Consider the following 21,462-nt stretch of genomic DNA (forward strand, 5'->3'; position numbering starts at 1 on the left):
CCGGGCTTCGCCCTGCGCTATATTTGGCAAAACAACGACAGGCGTCCACACGTCCACTGCCATGAGCGAGCTTCAACAGATCCAGCGGCCCTTGCCGTCGCCCCTCCACGCGATGAAGACCAGTTGCGTCAATTGCAGCATGCACCAGCTGTGCCTGCCGATGGGACTGGACGACTCCGACATGAACCGGCTGGACCAGATCATCGGCCGTCGCCGCCGGGTGGCGCGCGGCGAGAGCCTGTATCGCATGGACGACCCGTTCAAGAATCTGTATGCGATTCGGCTCGGCCATTTCAAGACCTACCAACTTAATGCCGGCGGCGAACAGCAGATCACCGGCTTCCAGATGGCCGGCGAACTCATGGGCATGGACGCCATCAGCACCGACAAGCATCATTGTGACGTCGCCGCGCTGGAAGACAGCGAAGTGTGCGAGATTCCGTTCCAGCGACTGGAGGAATTGTTTGGCGTGATCCCGATGCTGCTGCGCCATTTCCACCGCATCATGAGCCAGGAAATCACCCGCGAGCAGAACGCCATGCTCCTGCTCGGCAACATGCGCGCGGAACAGCGCTTCGCCGCTTTCCTGATCAACCTGTCGTCGCGCTATGCGGCGCGCGGTTATTCTTCCACCAGTTTCCAGCTGCGCATGTCGCGCGAAGACATCGGCAACTATCTCGGCCTGACCATCGAAAGCATCAGCCGGCTCGTCTCCAAGTTCCGCAAGCTCGGCTGGCTCGGCGTCGACAAGCGCGAGATCCAGCTGCTCGACCCGGTCCGCATCAAGGCTCTTGCCGCCGGGACCGAGACTTGTCCGATGGCCTGACCAGGTACTCGCGCTGGCCCGGCAGGTTGAGCAGGAATGCCAGCCCGGCGGACAGCGCGCAAAACAGCCACAGGAAAAAGAATCCCACCGTATAAGCCGCCAGCCGCTCGCGCTGGTCGGCAAGATTCAGCAATTCATTCGGATCGAACCAGGCAAAGAAACACCCCTCCGCTGCGATCGCCGCCAGGAACGAGGCCCACAGGATATTCGGCACGATGCGTTGCATGGCAATCTCCTTCGTGAATTCCGTTTTCAGCCGGCCGCCGGCTGGTCCGCGATCAGGTCCAGCATGCGCTGCTGCGGCCAGTGCCAGACACCCGCCACGCGCCACTCGCGCGCATCGTTCTCCAGCAACACCTGCCAGCGCGCCAGTTCCAGCATCGGCAAAGCGACGCTGAAGTCGCCGCGCTCGTTAGTCTCGATGGGCAGGCGCAGGTCCTTTTCGGGCCGGGTCGGATGCGCCAGGTGCAATTGCAGCTTGCCTTGCAGCGGTCCGCCGTGGGTCTGTACGTTGCCGATCAGTTTTCCCGAGGCGGCGTCATAAGCGAGATGCAACGCCACGCCCAGCGAGGTCGCCACGCGGTCGCGACGCAAGTCCTGGTTGATGGCGCGGCCTTCCTTGTAGTAGTCGCCCACCACCATGGCATCCTCGCGCGTCACCGCCAGCCAGATCGTGAAGGAGCCGGCCACGATCACCAGCGCCGGACCCAGCATCAGCAGCCAGGGCCAGCGGTGCGTGTACCAGGGGCGCATTGTCGGAGTAGCTTGCATGATGTTCCTTTTCATTGTCAGCGCGGCACGTAGAAGACTGCTTTTTCCTGCACCTGCAACAGAGGATCGTCGACGGCGTTCAGTTCGAACGCCACTTTGTTGGTGCCGTGCTCACCCGCGCCGTGCGGCACCCGCACCCGCACCGGGACGGCCCGTGTGGCGGCGCCGTCAATGTCGATCTCGGCCGGCGTTGCCAGGGTGATGCCGGCAATGCCGGACACGCTGATGCGGAACCGATGCGGCGTCTCGCCGGTATTCATGATCTGCAACCGGTAGACGTTCTCGATCATGCCGTCTTCGACTTCGCGCGCCATCATGCCGCGATCGCGGATGATGTCGAGCTTGAGCGGCGTACGCAGCGCCAGCGCGGTACAGAACCCGGCCACGATCAACACCAGCAGCGCCGTGTACGCGAGCACGCGCGGCCGCAAAACGCGCCGGCGCATTTCCTGCAGCGACAAATGCAGGGTCAGCGCGCGCTCGGTCGAATAGCGGATCAGTCCGGGTGGCAAGTCGACCTTGGCCATGACCCCGTTGCAGGCGTCGATGCAGGCGGCGCAGCCAATGCACTCATATTGCAGGCCGTTGCGGATGTCGATGCCGGTCGGGCAAACCTGCACGCACATCGAGCAGTCGATGCAGTCACCGGTCTTCTGCGCCGCTTTGGTTTTTGCGCCGCGCGGTTCGCCGCGCTCGCGGTCATACGTGATGATCAGCGTGTCCTTGTCGATCATCGCGCTCTGGAAGCGGGCATACGGACACATGTACTTGCACACCTGCTCGCGCATCCAGCCGGCGTTGCCATAGGTGGCGAAGCTGTAGAACAGAATCCAGAACGTCTCCCACGGCCCCAGCGACAGCGAGGTGACAAGGTGCATCAGGTCGTGGACAGGTGTGAAATAGCCGACGAAACTGAAGCCGGTCCACAAGGACAACGCAATCCACACGGCATGTTTGGAGCCCTTCCGGAACAACTTCTCCGCACCCCACGGCTGGCGGTCCAGCCGCATGCGCGCGCTGCGCGTGCCTTCGATGCGCCGCTCTATCCACAGGAACATTTCCGTGTAGACCGTCTGCGGGCAGGAGAAGCCGCACCACACGCGCCCCGCCACTGCCGTAAACAGGAACAGCGCGTAGGCGCAGATGATCAGCAACGCCGCCAGGTAGATGAAATCCTGCGGCCACAGCACGATGCCGAAGATGTAGAACTTGCGTGCGCCAAGATCGAACAGCACCGCCTGGCGGCCGTTCCACTGCAGCCACGGGACGCCGTAGAACACCAGCTGGGTCAGCCACAGGCAGACCCAGCGCAGGCTGGCGTATCGCCCCTTGATCTCGCGCGGATAGATGTCCTCGCGGGCGGCGTACATCTTGACGACGGCAATGTCCGGCGGCGGCTTGTCCATGGTCGTGCGTCCCTACTTCTGGTCAGCGTTGGACGGCGCGTTCGACAGGCTCCAGACGTAGGAGGCCAGCACGTGTACCTTGGCTTCGCCGAGGAAACTCTCGAATGCCGGCATGGTGTTGTTGCGGCCCTTGCGGATGGTTTCCATGACGGTTTCGACGCCGCCGCCATACAGCCAGATCTTGTCGCTCAGGTTGGGCGCACCCAGCGCCTGGTTGCCAGTGCCGCCGGCGCCGTGGCAGCCGGCGCAGACCGCGAACTTGGACTTGCCGAACACCGCCTTGATCGGATCATGCGTCGAATCCGACAGGCTCAGGACATAGTGCGCAACGTTCTCGACGTCCTTGTCCGAACCCAGCGCCGCCGCCATCGACGGCATCTGGCCGTTGCGGCCGTGCAGGATGGTGGTCTTGATCACTTCCGGATCGCCACCGTACAGCCAGTCCTTGTCGGTCAGGTTGGGAAAGCCCTTGCTGCCGCGCGCGTCCGAACCATGGCATTGCGCGCAATAGGTCAGGAACAGGCGTTCGCCCATCACATGCGCTTGCGGATCGGCGGCGACCGTCTTGATGTCTTGCTGCAGGTATTTGTTGAACAGCGGACCGTAGTCGGCGTCGGCCTTTTTCAACTCGCCCTGGTAGGCCTCGCTGGACTTCCACCCGAGCTTGCCGGCGTACGTACCCAGCCCCGGATACAGGTACAGGTAGACCAGTGCAAACACGATGGTGAGGTAGAACAGCCACATCCACCAGCGCGGCATGGGTGTATTGAGCTCGGTCAGGTCGCCGTCCCAGACATGGCCGGTGGTGCCGACGGTCGCGGGATCCTGGTCGGGCTTCTTCTCGACCTTGACCTTCGACTGCGACCACAGCAGCACGCCGCAGCCGATGATGCTGATGATGGTGAGGCCGGTAATGTAGATGTTCCAGAACCCGCTCGTGAAATCAGACATGGCGGCTCTCCGAGGCTTCTGCCGAGGGCGCGTCCATGAAGTCGTCGGCAAACGGGATGCGCTCTGCCTCCGCGAAATCGTCGTCACGGCGCTTGCTGAACGACCACCACAGGATGCCGATGAACGTGGTCAGACTGATGACCGTCATCACGCTGCTGGCCTGGATCGTGAAATTGTCGATAGCCATTTGTTTCCCCTAGTTTCTTGTCTTGATTTGCGTGCCGAGGCCTTGCAAGTACGCGATCAGTGCGTCTTCCTCGGTCTTGTCGACCAGTTCGGCCGATGCGGCGTTGATCTCTTCGTCCGAGTACGGCACACCCAGGCGATGCAGCGCGCGCATCTTGGGCGCGATGCTCTTCGGATCGAGCTTGGTCCTGGCCAGCCATGGGTAGCCTGGCATGTTGGACTCGGGCACCACGTCGCGCGGATTGTTCAGGTGGATGCGATGCCATTCGTCGCTGTAGCGTGCACCGACGCGCGCCAGGTCGGGCCCGGTGCGCTTGGAGCCCCACTGGAACGGATGGTCGTAGACGAACTCGCCCGCCACCGAATAGTGACCATAGCGCTCGGTCTCGGCGCGGAACGGCCGGATCATCTGCGAGTGGCAGTTGTAGCAGCCTTCGCGGATGTAGACGTCGCGACCTGCAAGGCGCAGCGGCGAGTACGGCTTCAGACCGGCAATCGGTTCGGTGGTCGAGCGCTGGAAGAACAGCGGCACGATCTCCACCAGACCGCCGACGCTGACCACCAGCACCACCAGCGCGATCAGGAGCCAGGGATTCTTCTCGATCCATTCATGGGAAAATTTCATTCGATGCTCCTGCTCATGCGTGGGTGGTGGACAATGCCGGGATGCGTGCCTCAACCGGCTGCCCGTCCCGCATGGTCATGAAGGTGTTGTAGGCCATCATCACCATGCCGGTCAGATACAACAGGCCTCCGGTGAAGCGGACTACATAGTAGGGATAGGTCGCCTTGACGCCTTCCGCGAAGGTGTAGGTCAGCGTGCCGTCGGCATTGACCGCGCGCCACATCAGCCCTTGCATCACGCCGGCGATCCACATCGAGGCGATGTACAGCACCACGCCGATGGTGGCCACCCAGAAATGCAGGTCGACCAGGCGCACGCTCCACATCTCGCGCTTGCCGGACATGCGCGGGATCAGGTAATAGATCGAACCCATGGTGATGAAGCCGACCCAACCCAACGCACCCGAGTGAACGTGGGCGATGCCCCAGTCGGTGTAGTGCGACAAGGAGTTGACGGTCTTGATCGACATCATCGGGCCTTCGAAGGTGGCCATGCCATAGAACGACAGCGACACGATCATGAACTTCAGCAGCGGATCGGAACGCAGTTTGTGCCACGCGCCCGACAGCGTCATGATGCCGTTGATCATCCCGCCCCACGACGGCGCCAGCAGAATCAGCGAAAACACCATGCCGATCGACTGGGTCCAGTCCGGCAACGCGGTGTAATGCAGGTGATGCGGACCGGCCCACATGTAGGTGAAGATCAGCGCCCAGAAGTGCACGATCGACAGCCGGTACGAGTACACCGGACGTTCGGCCTGCTTGGGGATGAAGTAATACACCATGCCGAGGTAGCCGGCGGTCAGGATGAAGCCGACCGCATTATGACCGTACCACCACTGGATCATGGCATCCTGGACACCGGCGTAGGCCGAGTAGGACTTCCACATCGACACCGGCATGGCGGCGCCGTTGACGACATGCAGCAGCGCCACCGCGATGATGTAGGCGCCGAAGAACCAGTTGGCGACATAGATGTGCTTGACCTTGCGCTTGATCAGGGTGCCGAAGAACACCACCGCGTAACTGACCCACACGACGGTGATCAGCAAGGCGATGGGCCACTCCAGTTCGGCGTATTCCTTGCCGCGCGTGAAGCCCATCGGCAAGGTGATTGCAGCTGATACCAGCACCAGTTGCCAGCCCCAGAACGTGAAGGCGGCCAGCTTGTCCGAGAACAGCCGGACCTGGCAGGTGCGCTGCACGACGTAGTAAGACGTCGCGAACAGTCCGCAAATGCCGAACGCGAAGATCACCGCGTTGGTGTGCAGCGGCCGCAGCCGACCATAGGTCAGCCAGGGAATGTCGAAGTTGAGCGCCGGCCATGCCAGCTGCGCTGCGATGAAGACGCCGGCCAGCATGCCGATGACGCCCCACACCACGGTGGCGATCGTGAACTGCTTCACGATCCTGTAGTTGTAATTGAGTTCTTTGTCCACACCCTCTCCCGGAATTTTTCGCCCATGTCGACCATGGGCGATGTTGATGGGGAGAGAGTAGTTTTATCCGCCGTCACTGTCCTTGATGTGCATCAAAAGGACCGGCATCAATGGGAGACGGCGTCGTCCTCAAGGGGAATTTCACTCGCCATGGACGATGGCGGCGCCTTGTCGTCATCCTGCAGGATGCGCCAGCCCGGACTCACCAGGTCGTCGAACTGGCCGTCGTCGGACATGCGGAAGAACAGCCAGATCGCCGCGAACACGATGGCAATGCTGAGCGGCACCAGCAGGTAGAGTGCTTCCATCTTCAGTTCCCTTTCCCGGCCCGGCGCAGACGCAGCGCGTTCAGCACCACCACCACCGAACTCAGCGACATGCCCACGCCCGACAGCCACGGGTTGATCCAGCCCAGCGCCGCCGCCGGAATCGCCACTGCGTTGTAGAGCGTGGCCCAGGCCAGGTTCTGGCGGATTACGGCCAGCGTCTTCGTGGCGACGCGATCGGCTTCGCACAGCGCCGACAGTTGCCCCGACAGCAGCACGCAATCGGCGCTGGTCTGCGCCAGCGCGGCGCCGTTGCCCATCGCGAAGGAGACATCGGCCGCACGCAACACGGCGGCGTCGTTGACGCCGTCGCCTACCATCGCGACGATGGCGCCGCCCTGCTGCAGCCTTCGCACGAAGGACAGCTTGCTTTCAGGCAGGCAGTCACCGAGCGCAGTCTGGATGCCGAGCCGGTCGGCCACGTGTTGTGCCACTTCATGGCGATCGCCGCTCAGCAACACCAGGCTCTTGCCTTGCCCCTGGAAATGCGCGACCACCGCCTGCGCTTCCGGTCGGAGAGCGTCGGCGATATCGAAGCGCGCCAGCCAACCGTTGCTCGACGCCAGGAACACGTAGCTGGCCTCGGCCTGCTCGTCGGCATCGGCTGCCGGCATGCTCGACGCAGTCGGAATCAATGCGTGTACGAACGCGAAATTGCCGAGCCGGCAGAGCACCCCGTCAACGGTCGCTTCCACACCCTGTCCGGCCGCATGGCGTAGCGTGCTTGCTTCCGGAATATCGTGCAGTTGCTGCTCCGCTGCCGCCTGCAGGATGGTCTGCGCCAGCGGATGCGCGCTGGTGCGCTCCATGGCGGCGGCAATGCGCAGGCAGTCCGCCGCGGACAAGGCGCCCAGCTTCAAAATCTCTCGCAGCGCGGGCTTGCCGACGGTCAGCGTGCCGGTCTTGTCGAACACGATGTGGGTGGCGCGATGCAGCGTTTCCAGCACATGCGGCTGCACTGCCAGGATGCCTTGCCGCAGCAGGCGATCAGTGGCCGCCGCCAGGGCTGTCGGCGTCGCCAGCGACAAGGCGCAAGGACAGGACACCACCAGCACGGCAATCGCCACCGGCCACGCGCGGGCCGGGTCGATCACGTACCAGGCGCAAAACACCACGACCGCCAGCAGCAACAGCGCCGCCACGAACCAACCCGCTACGCGATCGGCCCACAGCGCCAGTTTTGGTTTGGCTTGCCCGGCCCGGTTGACCAGGCCGACCAGTGCCGACAGCGTGCTGTCGCCGGCGGTGCGCACGACTTTCGCGGTCAGCGCCTGTGCGATGTTGACGGCGCCGCCGGGGATGGCGTCGCCGACCTTCTTGTGCACCGGGCGGCTTTCTCCGGTCAGCAGGGACACATCGACTGACGATGATCCTGCGAGCACGACGCAATCTGCTGCCAATGCCTCGCCGGGCCTGACCAGGATGACGTCGCCCGCGCACAGCCGTGCGGCCGCCACCAGCTCGGCATCCGGCTGCGGATAGGCCAGTACGCGCAGCGCCGATGACGGCAGCGACCGTTGCAGCCGGTCCAGCGCCGAAGCGGCCTTGCGCCGCGCCGTCAGCTCCAGGTATCGGCTGCACAGCAGCAGGAAGATGAACATCGTCACCGAGTCGAAGTACACTTCGCCCCCGCTCGCTCCGCGCCATGTCGCCAGCGCACTGCCAGCAAATGCGGCAATGATGCCCAGCGTCACCGGCACATCCATGCCCGGCGCGCGGTTGCGGATGTCGCGCCAGGCGCCGAGGAAGAACGGTTGCGCCGAATACACCAGCGCCGGCACGGTCATCAGCAAGGCGGCCCAGCGCATCAGGCTTGCCATGTCGTCATCCATGCCGCCCTCGCCCGCCAGGTAGGCGGGCACGGCGTACATCATCACCTGCATCATCGACAAGCCGGCGATGAAGAGTTGCCGGAACAGCGTCTTGCGCGCGCGTTCCAACTGCTCGCCGTGTCGCACCGGATCGTAGGGATAGGACGGGTATCCGATCGCCCGCATGGCGGCGAGGATGTCGCTGGGCTTGCATGCATCGGTACGCCAGCGCACGTGCAGGCGCTCGGTCACCGCATTGACCTCGGCGCTCAGTACGCCGGGCACGCGCGCAAGACGCAGCTCAATGAGGCAAATGCAGGAAGCGCAACGAATATTGGACACCGTATAGATCGCCGCTGCGGCATGCGCATCCGTTGCCGAAGTTGCGGAATTTGCAGCTGCGGACTCATGGTCGTACAGCAGCAGTTCAGGCGGCATCAACTCCCGTTCGTCGACCGTGGCGGCAAAGCCGGTGCGCGAAGCGTAGTAATCGGAGAAGCCGCTATCGACAATACTGCGTGCCACCGCCTCACATCCGGGGCAGCACATGGCGCGCTCGGCGCCGTCTATCGTCACGCGCCATGCCGTTTCCGAAGCCACCGGCAAGCCGCAGTGGAAACAGGCGGTGCCGGCTGCATCGGCCCCGCCAATCACGTCCCTCACGCCGCGCTCGACGGCAATCATGGCTGCCCCGCCGCAGATCCCGCGACATGCGTGGGCGTGATGCACAAGGCCGCCAGCCAGTCAGGCGTGAGGCCATGTTGCGCACGCAGCAGGCCGAACACGCCGAACAGCAACACCACCATGCCGCTGGCCAAGCGGACACTGCGTCGCTGCAGGACGCCGCGCAACTGCGCGCCGAACATGCCGGCCGCCAGCAGCACCGGCAAGGTCCCGAGACCGAACGCCAGCATCACCGCCGCACCCGACAGGGCCGAACCGCTCAACAGCGCCGTCAGCAACACGCTGTAGACCATGCCGCAAGGCAGCCAGCCCCACAGTCCGCCGGCCAGCACCAGCTTGAAAGGACTGTCGAGAGGCAGTAGCAAGCCGGTCAATGGCCGCAGGCGTTTCCAGAGGATGTTGCCGAATGCTTCCATCCTGGTCAGGCCGCGCCAGGCGTCCATCAGATAAAGCCCCAAGGCGACCAGCATCAGGTGCGCCAGCACGTAGGCGCCGGCCTGCCATACCTGCATGTCCGCCAGCAGCCGTGCGCCGCCGGCAACGCTGCCCGCCAGTGCCCCGGCGACGGCATAGCTGCCGATGCGGCCAAGGTTATAAGAGAGCGTGCGCAACAGCAGCGTGCCGTTGGCTTCGCTCTTCATGACATTGACCACCACGGGAAACGGCTTCGTCCGGACCGTCACAGGCGCCATCGAGAACGCGCCGACGATGCCGCCGCACATGCCGATGCAGTGTACGCTGCCGAGCAGGCCGATCATGAAGACGGGGATCAGACTCAGGCCGGTCATGGCGACTCAGATGGTGCGCGAATAGCGCTGCTCGTCCGGCCGCGATTGCAGATAGCGATCGAACACCATGCAGATATTGCGAATCAACAGGCGCCCCTTCATGGTGACCGTGATCCACTCTTCGTCGATCACCACCAGCCCATCCAGCTCAAGACGGCGCAATCCCTCCATCTCCCCCTCGAAGTACGAAGAAAACGTGATCGGATACGCGGTCTCGATGGAGGCGATCGACAACTCGAAGTTGCACATCAGGCGCTGGATGATCAGGCGCCGCAGGACGTCGTCCATGTTCATGCGCAGGCCGCGCACGATCGGCAGTTCGTTCTTGTCGATGGCGTCGTAGTAGGCGTCGAGCGTCTTGACGTTCTGGCTGTAGGTCGACGCCACGGCGCTGATGGCCGACACGCCGCAGGACACCATGTCCGACTCGGCATGCGTCGAATACCCCTGGAAGTTGCGATGCAGCCGGCCCTGCTGCTGCGCGATCGCCAGGTCGTCGGTCGGCAGCGCGAAATGATCCATGCCGATGTAGACGTAGCCGGCGTCGGTCAGGCGACGGATCGCCAGCGCCAGCATGTCGAGCTTGGCTTCCGCGCCCGGCAGCTGCGCCTCGAGGATGCGGCGCTGCGGCTTGAACAGGTGCGGCAGATGCGCGTAGTTGTACAGAGAAATGCGATCGGGCCCGGCCTGGATGACCTTGGCCAGCGTCTGCGCCATGCTGATCACGTTTTGTCCCGGCAGGCCGTAGATCAGGTCGATGCTGACCGAGCGATAACGCTGTGCGCGCGCGGCCTTGATGATGTCGATGGTCAGGTGTTCCGGCTGTACGCGGTTGACGGCGCGCTGCACCAGCGGATCGAAATCCTGCACGCCCAGGCTGAGACGATTGAAGCCCTGCGCGCGCAGGCTGGCGACGCGCTCGGCCGAGACGGTGCGGGGATCGACTTCGATCGAGTATTCGCCGACTTCATCCGAAGCGAAGCGGAACCAGCGCTGCAGATGCGCCATCAGGTCGCCCATCTGCGCATCGGAAATATAGGTCGGTGTGCCGCCGCCGAGGTGCAACTGCTCGATCTGGTTCATGCCGTCGAAGAGTTTGCCCTGCATTTCAATCTCATGCTTCAGATAGCTGAGGTAGATGCCGGCCTTGTCGCGATTCTTGGTGACGATCTTGTTGCAGGCGCAGTAGTAGCAGATGTTTTCACAAAACGGGATGTGCACATACAGCGACAAGGGATTGCGGCTGCCGCGCGTGCGCAGCCCCGCCACCGCCTGCAGGTAGTCGCGATAACCGAACGTGTCGCTGAAACGGTCTGCGGTGGGATACGACGTGTAGCGCGGGCCTGACTGGCTCAGCTTGCGAATCAGCCGGGCGTCGAATTCGACTGACGGTTCAGCGACCATCGTCATTGCGGATACCACCATGTTGTTAGCTCCAGAGGCTGGTCGCAGCGAAAAAATGAAATGAGCGAGTTGAAGATGAGATAGGACGGACTACGACCCAAACGGTGCAAGTGTAAGGAGTCGCACCCCCATATACCTTGACCTACATCAAGAGGCGCGCAAACGCTGATGAATCAGGGCATTGCCGCCGATTGGCGAGTCCGCCCAAGACGCTTCTTTTTCTCTTTTTGATCGACATCAAATCTTGCGGCCGTCATCACGCGTACATTTCGCTGCGTCGCAACTTCATTCACAACAATGCGCTTTCATCGAGAGAAGGCGCGGGGAATCCATCATGAAAAAGATCGCAATGCTGCTGGCACCAGTCGCCATCGTCGCCACCCTGTCTGTCGCTGCTCCCTTCGCTGCAGCGCAAGAAAGCCCCTGGCTGGTGCGTGTGCGCGCCGTCAACATCAGCCCCGACAACAAATCCGATCCGGTCGGCGGCGTCGGCGCCTCGGATCGCCTGACCGTCAGCTCCAAGACCATCCCGGAAGTGGACATCAGCTATTTCTTCACGCCCAACTGGGCTGCCGAACTGGTCCTGACCTATCCGCAAAAACATGACGTACGCCTGGATGGCCAGAACATCGGCAGCTTCAAACACCTGCCGCCGACCCTGCTGGCGCAGTATCACTTCACGCCCGCTTCGACCTTCAGCCCGTATGTCGGCGCCGGCATTAACTACACGCGCATCTCCGACGTCAACCTGCTCAACGGCGGCGCCCGCCTGGAAAACCACAGCATCGGCGGTGCCCTGCAGGCCGGCTTCGACGTCAAGCTGGATCGCAATTGGCTGATCAACTTCGACATCAAGAAAGTGCAGATCCGCAGCGATGTGCTGGCCGCCAACGGCACCAAGCTCAGCACGGTGAAGATCGATCCGTGGCTGATCGGCGTCGGCGTCGGCTATCGCTTCTGAGTCTGACGGGCTGACGCCGCCGCGACGCGGTCTCGTCAGCCCGAATGCGACACCGGCAAGAAACGTCTCATCCATGTTTTGAGGTCTTATCCAATGCAGCATCATGATTCAACACTGACGCCCGTCGATCCGCACGTCCCCATGCCGCATCGCAAGGTCATCCGTTCCTGGCTGACGCCCATCGTCGCGCGTAGCACGCCGCTGGCGATTGCGCTGGTGGTACTGGATTTCTGCCTGTTCGGCCTGGCGCTGGCGGCGACGATTGCGGTCGACAGCTTCGTCGCAAAAGTCTTGCTGGGCATGCTGACCGGCTTCATCATCGGCCGCCTGTTCATTCTCGGGCATGACGCCTGCCATCAGAGTTTCACCGCCAACCGCCGGCTCAACACCTGGCTCGGCCGGCTGGTGTTCATGCCTTCGCTGACGCCATACAGCCTGTGGGCGGTCGGGCATAACGTGGTGCATCACGGCTATACCAACCTGAAAGGCTTCGACTTCGTCTGGCAGCCGCATTCGCTGCAGGAGTTCCGGGCGCTGCCGCGCTGGCGCCAGAAGCTCGAGCGCCTCTACCGCAGCGGCTGGGCGCCCTGGCTGTATTACACGGTGGACATGTGGTGGAAGAAGATGTACTTCCCGTCGCGCAAGCAGATGCCGACGCGCCGTGCGGAATTCATCTGGGACGGCGTGCTGGTCACCTTCGCCGCCGCGATCTGGATAGGCGGACTGGCCTGGGCCGCGCAGGCCGGCGGGCAATCGTTCTGGACACTGCTGCTGACGGCGTTCGTGGTGCCGGTGCTGTTCTGGAAGGCGATGATCGGCTTCGTGGTCTACGTCCATCACACCCACGTCGGCGTGGCCTGGTACCAGGACAAGTCGGAATGGTCGGCGGCGCAACCGTTCGTCTCGACCACGGTGCACCTGACCTTCCGCCATGGCGTCGGCGCGGCGCTGCATCACATCATGGAGCACACCGCCCATCACGTCGACATGAGCGTGCCGCTGTATCGCCTGAAGAAGGCGCAGAAGCTGCTGGAGACGATGCTGCCGGGCCGCATCGTGATCCAACAATTTTCGTGGCGCTGGTATTTCGATACCGCACGGCGCTGCAAGCTGTATGACTTCGATCGCCTGTGCTGGACGGACTTCAAGGGACGTCCGACCAGCGAACCGTTAAGGGCGGTCGTGCAAAGAGCAGTTGTGGAAGCGGCTTAGCAATTTTCGAAGGCGCTAAGCCGCCTTTGCTGTCGCCTTGCCCTTTGCTGTTTTGGGCTTGGCGGCAGCTTTTTTTACGGCTGTCGTTTTTTTCGATGCCGGCTTTGCTGCAGCCGGCTTTGCAACCGCCTTCTTGACGGCGGACTTCTTCGCCGACGCCGGTTTGGCCTCCGGCTTCTCCAGCGCATCCGTCAACTTGCGCGCCAACCCGATCACGCGTTGCGGATCGACACCCAGGGTACCGATCAGGAATTCGATGATTTCCGAGCGCGGATTGGCCAGCGTCGGCTCGATCATCATCACCGCCGCCGACACCGCCAGCGCACGCTCGCGCGTAGCCGTATCGGGCAATAATTGTTCGAGGGCATTGAGCGCCTCCACCGGCGCCACGGCCGTCAGGCGCGCCTGATCCTTCAGCAATTGCACCCAGTTGGTCTTGGGCGACACGCTCGCATGCATCGGCAGCTGCGCCAGCAGACGCGCCAGGCGCAGGCTGCGTCGTTCAAATGCGCCGATCGAGATCATCCCCGACACCACGATGCGGCACACTGCCTCGGCAAAACCACCTTCGGCGATGTGCGCCAGCGCCTTTTCACGATAAACCTCGAGTTCGCGCAATGCGCGTTCATGCGCAACGACGGCGTCGGGCTCATGCGGCTTGAGCCACGCACCCAGTCCCGTGGGACCGAATAGTTGCCGCGTCATCTTGACGGTGCGCTCGTCGCGACGATCGCGGTACAGGTTGAGTTCGTCGGTGATCTGCTGCGCCATTTTCTTTTCCAGCTGCTTCAGCGGATGGTCCTCGGGAACTGTAGCTCGCTCAGCGCGTGCTTCTGCCGCCTTCTGGCGGATAAACGGCGCCATGAAGAAGCTGTCCGAGAACATTTGGCGCTGCATGCGCAAAGGGTTCATCTTGACCATGGCGTTGGCCATCTCTCGGGTGGCGCTCATCTTCACCCACGGGCGCACATAGGTCTTGTAAAGGTTGGCGTTGAATTCAGACCATTGCGCGATGGTCGAGAACATTTCTTCTTCTTCGCGCCCTTCCGGATTGATCTTGCGAATGTCGTCCATGGTGCGGTGCTGGTAATGCACCGTGTAGTCGCCCGGTTCCAGCTGATCCCAGCGTTGTTCGTCCTTGCCCGCCTTGGCTTCGAGTTTCATTTCGTACAGGCCGGGAGGCAGGCTTTCGATGACGTCCAGCGAGGTCACCAGTTGATCGTGCTCCTTGAGCGCAATCGAGCCGCCGACGAAGATGCCGAGGTGGCCGACGCTTTCATGCAGCACGTAGATGATGGTGCGGCCCGCAGCGGCAATCGCGCGCTCGTCGCCCCAGGTGTCGATGATCCAGTTGAGCGCCTGCGGCGGCGGCGTGATGTTGTCGCCCCAGGAGGCGAACACCACGATCGGCGAGGTGATGTTGCGCAGGTCGATAGCCTTGTCGCCGGCCATCATGGTGCCGCGAGCGAGCTTGTTGCCGACGAAGAGATTCTCGACGATGGATTCGATCTCGCTGCCGGTCATGCGGAAGTAGCCGCCCCACCACCGCTCGAACTCAAGGAAGCGCTCGGCTTCGGTGTCGACGCCGGCCCAGAGGTTGTAATACTTGTTCCACAGGGTGTTGGCGGGATTGAGTTTCTCGAAATTCTCCACCAGATAGGCGCCGTCAAAGCGATCGGCGCCAAGGTCGCTGGTCATCGACGCCAGCCAGGATCCTCCCAGTGAAGCACCGCTGTAACGCATCGGATTGAGCGTCGAGCTGCCGGCCCAGTACGACACCGGCGCGCCGACGATCATGAGCGGGCCGAACAGCTCCGGGCGCCGTGCGTTCAGCGCCATCATGGCCCAGCCGGCCTGGCAGTTGCCGATCACCACCGGCTTGGCCGGGCATTGCGGATGGCGCTTGATGATTTCTTCGATGAACAGGGCTTCGGTGTCCATCACAGTCAGCAGCGTCTGGCCGTCTTCCGGCTCAGGCCGGAAGGTGACGAAATACACCGTGTGACCGGCGCGCATGGCCATGCCGACTTCGGAATCGAACTTGAAGCCGCCAATGCCGGGACCGTGTCCGGCGCGCGGATCGACCACCACCACCGGCCGCGCTTCGGGCTTGACCGGCATCGAGGCCGGCGGCTGCAGCCGCAGCAAGGCGTAGTTGCAGGGGTTCGGCAGGTCGTGGCCATCCATCACCACTTCATGCTCGAACTTCAGCAGCGGAGGCGTGCCCTGGTCCAGATGTTCGAGATAGTTGTTGCCACGATCGAGCAAGGTGTCGAGGAACAGGTAGGTGCGCTGCATGGCGTCGGTCAGGTAGGCATTGACGTCGCCCATCTGCGGCATTCCCACTGCAGGAGCGGCTTGCGATGAAGCTGCTTCGTCTTTTCGCGTTGCTGCCGGGGTCTTGCGCGTGGCCATGAGTCCGCTCCTGAGTGTTGGAATATACAATGTTCTGAAACATCATACCGAGAAAGACGCAATCACAGCCTCTGATCTCTGCGACAATAAAACCGCAATTCGTTGAATTGAAGCATAGACCTGTCTCGCTTCGGTTTTGATGAAATCGGCAGGAACGCTTCACGTACGAACCGCGCACGCACAATATCGATACCCAGTATTGACACAAGGGAACAACGCATGGAACTCAAGAGCCTCGTCGACCAGCCCAACAAGCTGCCAACCGTCCCCAAAGTCGTCCAGCAACTGATCGAGAGCTTCAACTCCGAAGACATCTCCGCCAATGAGATCGCCCACCTGATCGCCGGCGACCCGGCGCTCTCGGCCAAGCTGCTGCGCCTGGCCAATTCAGCTTACTTCCACGTCTCGCGCACGGTTGGCACGGTCGACGACGCGCTGCGCATGCTCGGCTTCGTGATGGTGCGCAACCTGGTGCTGGGCAATGGCATGGTGGCCGCCTTCAAGAACACCAAGGGCATGGAGCTGCAGCAGTTCTGGCGCTACAACCTCTACACCGCCTGCGCCGCGCGCTGGCTGGCGCACCGGGAGGGCGACAACGGCGACGCCGCCTTCACGCTGGGCATGATGCATGGCATCGGCCAGTTGCAGTTGCATGCCGTCGCGGCCGCCGAAGTGGCGCCGCTGGACAAGCAACTCAACGTGCTCGACGCAGGCCGCGCCGAACTCGAAAAAGAGAAACTGGGCTTCCACTTCGCCGACGTATCAGCGGAACTGGCGAAGATCTGGAATTTTCCCGAAACGCTCTCCAACGCCCTCAAGGACATCCCCGCCCCGCTCGCCTCCACGCCGTTCGACCGGATGGCCGGATGGGTCCACCTGGGCGCCTGGCGCGCACGTGCAGCAGTGCTGGAACTGAGTGACGAAGACATGGCGGCCAGCTATCCGGCCGCTGTGGCCAAGCGCCTTGGCGTCGATTCCGGCTGGTCCCCCGCAGGCACCGGCAAGAGCGATCCGGACAAGGCAATGCCGCCGTTGAAGGAGTTGACGGCCGGATTGGATGCGATGCTGGAGTAAGCCTGCCCGCGCGCTCTCGTCACGACAACACCCACAAAACCTACTGATCAGTATGTATTAAGGAATTGCCCGATATCCATTCTGTACGTGCGTGCCAAAATGGCTTCATGAACACCGGGTAAACGAGATGCAGCGGTTGCCAGCCGTATCGCGCTTTGCCGGTGTGGATGGACTCAGTCAACAGGTTGAGTTCCTATTTTGTGAAGGCGATGAGCATGCAAGACTTACAACAATCCGACATCCTTCTGGTGGACGACAGCTCCGAAGTGGCAGAACTGACCAAGTTCGCCATCCTGCGCAAGAAGCTTACTGAAAAATGGACCTGGTTCAACGATCCCGAGACGGCGTCGGATTTCCTGTTCCATCACGAATACACCGCGCGCCGCGACCTGCATCCGTTCCTGATCCTGCTGGACCTGAACATGCCGCGCCTGAGCGGCCATGACCTGCTGCGCATGCTCAAGGGCAACAAGGCGACGTCACATATTCCGGTGGTGATGTTCTCGACCTCAACCGATCGCGAAGATATCCGCAAGAGCTACGAGCTGGGCGCCAACGGCTATCTGTACAAGGCCGCCGATGCAGGCCAGATGATGGATACCGTGGTCGACGCCGTGTCGTACTGGACCACCCGCAACCTGCCGGTGCGATGAAGATGAACCAGCAAAGACAAAGAGCCGCTCAACCAGGTTGATGCGGCTCTTTTTTTAAGCTGAATCGTGTTACGACAAGGATGTGCTCTCGCGGCCGTCCACTTGCTTTGCCGTTTTGGCGACGGCCGGTCGTGGCGAGGCTGATCCTGATTTCTCCTTCTCCTTCTCCTGCCCTTTGCGCTTCTGCGCCACGCGCGCCTTGCGCTTGCGCATCCAGATCACCACGCCGGTCACCGACAGCATCGCCACCAGCGCCCCCATGAAGGAAATGAAGATGCGCCCCGGCAAGCCGAGGATGCGTCCCGAATGCAAGGGGAACTGCGCCTGGATGAACAAGTCGCCGGCGCTGCCGGTGCCCGGGATCCGGGTGCCGGCCGGTGCGCCGGTAGCAGCATCGAAGTACAGCCAGGCGTTGCCGAGGCCGACGTCGCCATGGTCGTTGCCGGCCTCGAAGAAGCCGACGCCATACAGGCCGAACATCGAGGAGTAGAACACGCCGCCGGCCGGCACCTCGAAGCCGCGACGCTTGCCCTCTTCCACTGCCAGCAGTGTCACCTGCTCGCGCGACACTTTCGGCTCGACCACCTTGTCAGGCGCCACCGGCGTGCGCGTGTCGAAAGCGGTCGGCGTGACCGTCGAGAACATCTTGACGAGAGGCGTCATGACCTGGTTGTTGAGGTTCATCGACACCGAAGTCACGGCCAGGATCAGCAGCAAGCCCCACACCCACACGCCCCCCGAGCGGTGCAGGTCGAAGTTGAGCTTGTGGCCGCCGTCCTTCCAGCGAAACGCGAACGACTTGCGCCAGCTCTTCCAGTTGGGGAAAGACAGCCACAATGCAATGAAGCAATCCAGCGCCCAGACGATGCCGATGATGCCCATCAGCCAAATGCCCAATTCGATCCCGCCGATCTCGGGCAGATGCATGGTGTAGTGCAACTTGTAGAGAAACGGCAGCAGGTTTTCCGGGCTCAGCGAAATTGCGCCCCACATGCGCTTGCCCTGGATTTCGGCGGTGACGGGGTCGACTGCGATCTGGTTGTAGCTCAGCTCGTACGGCTTGCCGGTGGCCGGGTCGAGGCGCGGCTCGACCATCATGCTGCTGGTGTGGCCGGGCTCGCTCTCGTTCATCACGTAGGTGACGCGCAGCTTCGGCTCGCGCGCCTCAATGATGTTTGCCAGTTCCAGGCCCGGTTTGGGCGTGCCGGCTACGTTGCCGGGGTTGGCGCTGTTGGCGCGGAACAAGGTCGGATTGAGCGCGGCATCGAGCTCGTGATCCCACGAAATGATCGCGCCGGTGGCGCCTGAAATGAACAGGAACACGGCCACGCCGAGGCCGAACCAGCGATGAAGGAGGACGAGAACAGCACGCATAAAGTCGCTTCAAAAAATGCCTGAGCGGCCCTGCTTCGGTATCGAAGCAAGACCGCCGGCAGGTTAACTATTCAACCGCGTTGCAAATGGATCAGAAATCCACCTTGACGCTAAGGCTGAAGGTACGCGGATCGCCCGGCTTGATCCAGTTTTCGTACTGGTATTCCCAGTAACGTTTGTCCGTAATGTTATTGACGGCCGCACGGAATGTCGTGTCGAACTTGCCGATGCGGGTGGTGTAGTTGGCGCCCACGTTGAACAGCGTATAGCCGGCCAGCTTGATATCGTTGGCGGCGCGCAGCATGGTGGTGCCGGTGTACTTGGCGTCGGTCGACAGTTTCAGGCCGCTGATCTGCGGCACCTGATAAACCACCTGTCCGGCGGCGACAAAATCGGGGGCACCGGCGACACGGTTGCCATTATAAGTGAGTCCCTTCTTGTATTTGCTGTCGAGGAACATCAGGTTGCTGGACACTTTCCAGTCGTGCCCCAGCTTCACGCCTGCGCCCAGCTCCAGGCCCTGGTAGACCGACTCGCCGTCCTGCACCAGCGCCTTGGTGACGGTATTGGTGTACTCGGCGCCGCGCTCGATGCGGAACAGCGCAGCCGTGGCGCTCCAGCGGTCCTGTTCGGTTTTCACGCCGAATTCATATTGCTTGCTGGTGAGCGGATTGAGCGTGCTGCGGTAATTGGAATTGTCGATGGTCGGAATACCGCCCTGCTCCAGCGATTCGACGTAGCTGGTGTAGATCGTGGTGTTCGGTTCGGGCTTGAACATCAGCGCCACGGTCGGCGTGACGACGCCATCCTTCTTGTACTGCGCGGTGCGCGCGCCGGTCAGACCGTAGCTGTTCTGCTCGAAATTGGTGTAACGCAGGCCGGCCAGCAACGACCATTGTTCGGAGAATGTCAGCGTATCGCTGGCAAACAGCGACTGCTGTCTGATATCCGAGTCGTGGTAAGTACGCAGGTCGGTCGCGCTGACGTAATCGTTGGTGTTCTGGCGATACAGGTTGCCGTTGCCGATGGACTGGTAAAAGCTGCTGATGGTGTAGTCGTTGACCTGCTTTTGCCAGGAGGCGCCGAACACCATCTGGTGGTCGATGAAGCCGGTCTTCGCCTTGCCTTCGAGAACGCCCTGCCAGTAGTCGAAAGTATGTCCTTCGCGGCTGTCCGAACGCGTATCGCCGTAATCGCCGGCTGCGTTGGCCAGATACAGCGACGACTCGTTGCGGCTGCGGCGCGAGGTGCTGTGGCTGTAGTTCAGGCTTAGCTTCCAGTCGGGATTGATGGCGTACTTCAGGCCGGTCGAATAGAACTGGAAGTTGGTGTTCAGATGCTGGCCGCGGCCCTGCAACGACTGGTCGTCGCCGGCCGGCACGCCCGGCAGGACGTTGCCGGTCAGCTTGCTGGTGCTGATCGAAGGGGTCTGGTTTTCCGAATTGCGGTTGTGATACATGGACTGGAAGTCCCAGGTCAGGTCGCGCGTGAGGCGCGCGTCCAGCGCCAGCGACAGCGTGTCGCGGCGCACGTTGCCCTCGTTGAAGGTGCGGCCCTGCTCGTGCGTGGCGTTGACGCGGTAGCCGAACATGCCGTCCTGGCCGAAGCGTCCGCCGAGGTCGACATGCTCGCTCCAGATGTTGTTCGACTTGAAACCGACTTCGACGCTGCGCACCGGCTCATCGGTCGGACGCTTGGTGACGTAATTGATCATGCCGCCCGGCGCGCCGAAACCGTACATATAGCCCGACGAACCCTTGAGCAGGTCGATCTGCTCGAAGTGCTCATACGGCAAGGTGATCGCATAGCTCATGAACGGGCGGCCGTCGATGCGGTAAGCGTTCTGCCAGTCCAGCGGCAGGCCGCGCACGGTCACATAGCTGGCCCAGCTGCTGTAACCGCCGCTGTTATCGGTAACCGAGGCGTCCAGCGCAAACACGTCACCCAGCTTGGTGACCTGGCGCTCGGCCAGGTCGTCGGCTTTGATCACGGCCATCGAAAACGGCGTGTCCAGTTGCGATCGCGTACCGAGCGCACCGCTGGTCACGCGTTCGTTGAGATGCAGGCCGCTGTCGGCCGCCGCCGTCACGCTCACAGCCGGCAGACTGCCGCTGCTGCGGTTGTCTGCAGTTGGCGCGACCAGTACATAACCTGCATCCGTCTTGCGCATCTCATATCCCGTATCGCGCAGCAGCACGCGGAAACCCTCGTCCACGCCGTAGCTGCCGCGGATGCCGGCGCTTTGCTTGCCCGCAACCTTGTCGGCATCGATCGCAATCGAGATGCCCGATTGCTGCGCATAGCGATTCAATGCATCGGCCAGCGGGCCCGCCGGGACGTCGTAGGAAATCGTCTGCGCTGCGGTTTGCGCGTGCGCCTGCATTGCCGCGCCGCTCAAAAGCACGGTCGGCAGGCTGATCCGGACCGCAAACGCCAGCGGTCGCAGGTTGAAACGGGAAGATGTCCGGGTTGTATGCCGGTGCTGTGGATGAACGTCGTGGTGCTGCATGGTGGAGACTTCCTTTTCGTTGGTCATACCCGCTTGACGCACGAA

Annotated in this window: 19 protein-coding genes; 5 read left to right on the plus strand and 14 right to left on the minus strand. The window is 62.3% G+C overall.

The features are described from left to right. Positions 1-61 precede the first annotated feature (61 nt). Positions 62-826: a fumarate/nitrate reduction transcriptional regulator Fnr gene (gene fnr / locus ACIROW_RS02570; protein WP_402271568.1), complete on the plus strand. Its 765-nt coding sequence runs from the start codon at positions 62-64 to the stop codon at positions 824-826. On the opposite strand, the gene ACIROW_RS02575 is transcribed toward fnr, so the two are convergent. The 11 genes from ACIROW_RS02575 to hemN form a co-directional block, all read right to left on the minus strand. Further along, positions 783-1,052, minus strand: a complete 270-nt coding sequence (locus ACIROW_RS02575; protein WP_402271570.1) for a hypothetical protein — start codon at positions 1,050-1,052, stop codon at positions 783-785. The genes fnr and ACIROW_RS02575 overlap by 44 nt on opposite strands. Positions 1,053-1,078: 26 nt before the next feature. Then, positions 1,079-1,597 (minus strand): FixH family protein, encoded by a 519-nt coding sequence (locus ACIROW_RS02580; protein ID WP_402271572.1) that lies wholly within the window; start codon positions 1,595-1,597, stop codon positions 1,079-1,081. 17 nt (positions 1,598-1,614) lie between these two features. Continuing rightward, positions 1,615-3,003: a cytochrome c oxidase accessory protein CcoG gene (gene ccoG, locus ACIROW_RS02585; protein WP_402271575.1), complete on the minus strand. Its 1,389-nt coding sequence runs from the start codon at positions 3,001-3,003 to the stop codon at positions 1,615-1,617. A gap of 12 nt (positions 3,004-3,015) precedes the next feature. Then, complete coding sequence (ccoP, locus tag ACIROW_RS02590; protein WP_402271577.1) at positions 3,016-3,954, minus strand: cytochrome-c oxidase, cbb3-type subunit III; 939 nt, start codon at positions 3,952-3,954, stop codon at positions 3,016-3,018. Next, positions 3,947-4,141, minus strand: coding sequence for a cbb3-type cytochrome oxidase subunit 3 (locus ACIROW_RS02595; protein WP_402271578.1), 195 nt, complete (start codon positions 4,139-4,141; stop codon positions 3,947-3,949). Before ACIROW_RS02595 ends, ccoP begins: the two co-directional genes overlap by 8 nt. A gap of 9 nt (positions 4,142-4,150) precedes the next feature. After that, on the minus strand, positions 4,151-4,765 hold the full coding sequence (gene ccoO / locus ACIROW_RS02600; protein ID WP_402271580.1) for a cytochrome-c oxidase, cbb3-type subunit II: 615 nt from the start codon (positions 4,763-4,765) through the stop codon (positions 4,151-4,153). A 13-nt stretch (positions 4,766-4,778) separates the two neighbouring features. Then, positions 4,779-6,206 carry a cytochrome-c oxidase, cbb3-type subunit I gene (gene ccoN, locus ACIROW_RS02605; RefSeq protein ID WP_402271582.1) on the minus strand — a complete coding sequence of 476 codons (1,428 nt, stop codon included), beginning with the start codon at positions 6,204-6,206 and terminating at the stop codon, positions 4,779-4,781. A 107-nt stretch (positions 6,207-6,313) separates the two neighbouring features. Then, positions 6,314-6,514, minus strand: coding sequence for a cbb3-type cytochrome oxidase assembly protein CcoS (ccoS, locus tag ACIROW_RS02610; RefSeq protein ID WP_402271585.1), 201 nt, complete (start codon positions 6,512-6,514; stop codon positions 6,314-6,316). Positions 6,515-6,516: 2 nt separating this feature from the next. Next, positions 6,517-9,027: a heavy metal translocating P-type ATPase gene (locus tag ACIROW_RS02615; protein WP_402271587.1), complete on the minus strand. Its 2,511-nt coding sequence runs from the start codon at positions 9,025-9,027 to the stop codon at positions 6,517-6,519. After that, positions 9,024-9,815 (minus strand): sulfite exporter TauE/SafE family protein, encoded by a 792-nt coding sequence (locus ACIROW_RS02620; RefSeq protein WP_402271589.1) that lies wholly within the window; start codon positions 9,813-9,815, stop codon positions 9,024-9,026. The genes ACIROW_RS02615 and ACIROW_RS02620 overlap by 4 nt, the downstream gene beginning before the upstream one ends. Before the next feature lie 6 nt (positions 9,816-9,821). Beyond that, entirely contained in the window at positions 9,822-11,240 is a 1,419-nt protein-coding gene (gene hemN, locus ACIROW_RS02625) for an oxygen-independent coproporphyrinogen III oxidase (protein WP_402271591.1), read from the minus strand. Positions 11,241-11,553: 313 nt separating this feature from the next. Here hemN and ACIROW_RS02630 point away from each other — a divergent pair, with 313 nt between their 5' ends. Together ACIROW_RS02630 and ACIROW_RS02635 are read left to right on the plus strand one after the other, a co-directional pair. Next, complete coding sequence (locus ACIROW_RS02630; protein ID WP_402271593.1) at positions 11,554-12,180, plus strand: OmpW family protein; 627 nt, start codon at positions 11,554-11,556, stop codon at positions 12,178-12,180. Positions 12,181-12,273: 93 nt separating this feature from the next. After that, positions 12,274-13,392 carry a fatty acid desaturase gene (locus tag ACIROW_RS02635; RefSeq protein WP_402271595.1) on the plus strand — a complete coding sequence of 373 codons (1,119 nt, stop codon included), beginning with the start codon at positions 12,274-12,276 and terminating at the stop codon, positions 13,390-13,392. 15 nt (positions 13,393-13,407) lie between these two features. Here ACIROW_RS02635 and ACIROW_RS02640 read toward each other — a convergent pair whose 3' ends face one another. Beyond that, complete coding sequence (locus ACIROW_RS02640) at positions 13,408-15,807, minus strand: DUF3141 domain-containing protein (RefSeq protein ID WP_402271597.1); 2,400 nt, start codon at positions 15,805-15,807, stop codon at positions 13,408-13,410. Positions 15,808-16,026: 219 nt separating this feature from the next. Between ACIROW_RS02640 and ACIROW_RS02645 the strand changes: the two genes are divergently transcribed. Beyond that, complete coding sequence (locus ACIROW_RS02645; RefSeq protein WP_402271599.1) at positions 16,027-16,881, plus strand: HDOD domain-containing protein; 855 nt, start codon at positions 16,027-16,029, stop codon at positions 16,879-16,881. Between the two features lie 215 nt (positions 16,882-17,096). Next, positions 17,097-17,534 carry a response regulator gene (locus tag ACIROW_RS02650; RefSeq protein ID WP_402271601.1) on the plus strand — a complete coding sequence of 146 codons (438 nt, stop codon included), beginning with the start codon at positions 17,097-17,099 and terminating at the stop codon, positions 17,532-17,534. A 69-nt stretch (positions 17,535-17,603) separates the two neighbouring features. Here ACIROW_RS02650 and ACIROW_RS02655 read toward each other — a convergent pair whose 3' ends face one another. Together ACIROW_RS02655 and ACIROW_RS02660 are read right to left on the minus strand one after the other, a co-directional pair. After that, complete coding sequence (locus ACIROW_RS02655) at positions 17,604-18,908, minus strand: PepSY-associated TM helix domain-containing protein (protein ID WP_402271603.1); 1,305 nt, start codon at positions 18,906-18,908, stop codon at positions 17,604-17,606. Positions 18,909-18,999: 91 nt separating this feature from the next. Further along, positions 19,000-21,444 carry a TonB-dependent siderophore receptor gene (locus tag ACIROW_RS02660; RefSeq protein ID WP_402271606.1) on the minus strand — a complete coding sequence of 815 codons (2,445 nt, stop codon included), beginning with the start codon at positions 21,442-21,444 and terminating at the stop codon, positions 19,000-19,002. Between the last annotated feature and the right edge of the window lie 18 nt (positions 21,445-21,462).

The organism is Herbaspirillum sp. NPDC101397 (assembly GCF_044767325.1).
Classification (GTDB): domain Bacteria; phylum Pseudomonadota; class Gammaproteobacteria; order Burkholderiales; family Burkholderiaceae_D; genus Herbaspirillum.

Excerpts from the sequence above, each read along its gene's own strand:
- ACIROW_RS02645 (WP_402271599.1), top strand. The coding sequence starts at position 16,027 with ATGGAACTCAAGAGCCTCGTCGACCAGCCCAACAAGCTGCCAACCGTC.
- ccoS (WP_402271585.1), bottom strand. The coding sequence starts at position 6,514 with ATGGAAGCACTCTACCTGCTGGTGCCGCTCAGCATTGCCATCGTGTTC.
- ACIROW_RS02575 (WP_402271570.1), bottom strand. The coding sequence starts at position 1,052 with ATGCAACGCATCGTGCCGAATATCCTGTGGGCCTCGTTCCTGGCGGCG.
- ACIROW_RS02660 (WP_402271606.1), bottom strand. The coding sequence starts at position 21,444 with ATGACCAACGAAAAGGAAGTCTCCACCATGCAGCACCACGACGTTCAT.
- ACIROW_RS02595 (WP_402271578.1), bottom strand. The coding sequence starts at position 4,141 with ATGGCTATCGACAATTTCACGATCCAGGCCAGCAGCGTGATGACGGTC.
- ACIROW_RS02650 (WP_402271601.1), top strand. The coding sequence starts at position 17,097 with ATGCAAGACTTACAACAATCCGACATCCTTCTGGTGGACGACAGCTCC.
- ACIROW_RS02640 (WP_402271597.1), bottom strand. The coding sequence starts at position 15,807 with ATGGCCACGCGCAAGACCCCGGCAGCAACGCGAAAAGACGAAGCAGCT.
- ACIROW_RS02655 (WP_402271603.1), bottom strand. The coding sequence starts at position 18,908 with ATGCGTGCTGTTCTCGTCCTCCTTCATCGCTGGTTCGGCCTCGGCGTG.
- ACIROW_RS02580 (WP_402271572.1), bottom strand. The coding sequence starts at position 1,597 with ATGCAAGCTACTCCGACAATGCGCCCCTGGTACACGCACCGCTGGCCC.
- ccoO (WP_402271580.1), bottom strand. The coding sequence starts at position 4,765 with ATGAAATTTTCCCATGAATGGATCGAGAAGAATCCCTGGCTCCTGATC.
- ACIROW_RS02630 (WP_402271593.1), top strand. The coding sequence starts at position 11,554 with ATGAAAAAGATCGCAATGCTGCTGGCACCAGTCGCCATCGTCGCCACC.
- ACIROW_RS02615 (WP_402271587.1), bottom strand. The coding sequence starts at position 9,027 with ATGATTGCCGTCGAGCGCGGCGTGAGGGACGTGATTGGCGGGGCCGAT.
- ccoP (WP_402271577.1), bottom strand. The coding sequence starts at position 3,954 with ATGTCTGATTTCACGAGCGGGTTCTGGAACATCTACATTACCGGCCTC.
- ACIROW_RS02635 (WP_402271595.1), top strand. The coding sequence starts at position 12,274 with ATGCAGCATCATGATTCAACACTGACGCCCGTCGATCCGCACGTCCCC.
- fnr (WP_402271568.1), top strand. The coding sequence starts at position 62 with ATGAGCGAGCTTCAACAGATCCAGCGGCCCTTGCCGTCGCCCCTCCAC.
- ACIROW_RS02620 (WP_402271589.1), bottom strand. The coding sequence starts at position 9,815 with ATGACCGGCCTGAGTCTGATCCCCGTCTTCATGATCGGCCTGCTCGGC.
- ccoG (WP_402271575.1), bottom strand. The coding sequence starts at position 3,003 with ATGGACAAGCCGCCGCCGGACATTGCCGTCGTCAAGATGTACGCCGCC.
- hemN (WP_402271591.1), bottom strand. The coding sequence starts at position 11,240 with ATGGTGGTATCCGCAATGACGATGGTCGCTGAACCGTCAGTCGAATTC.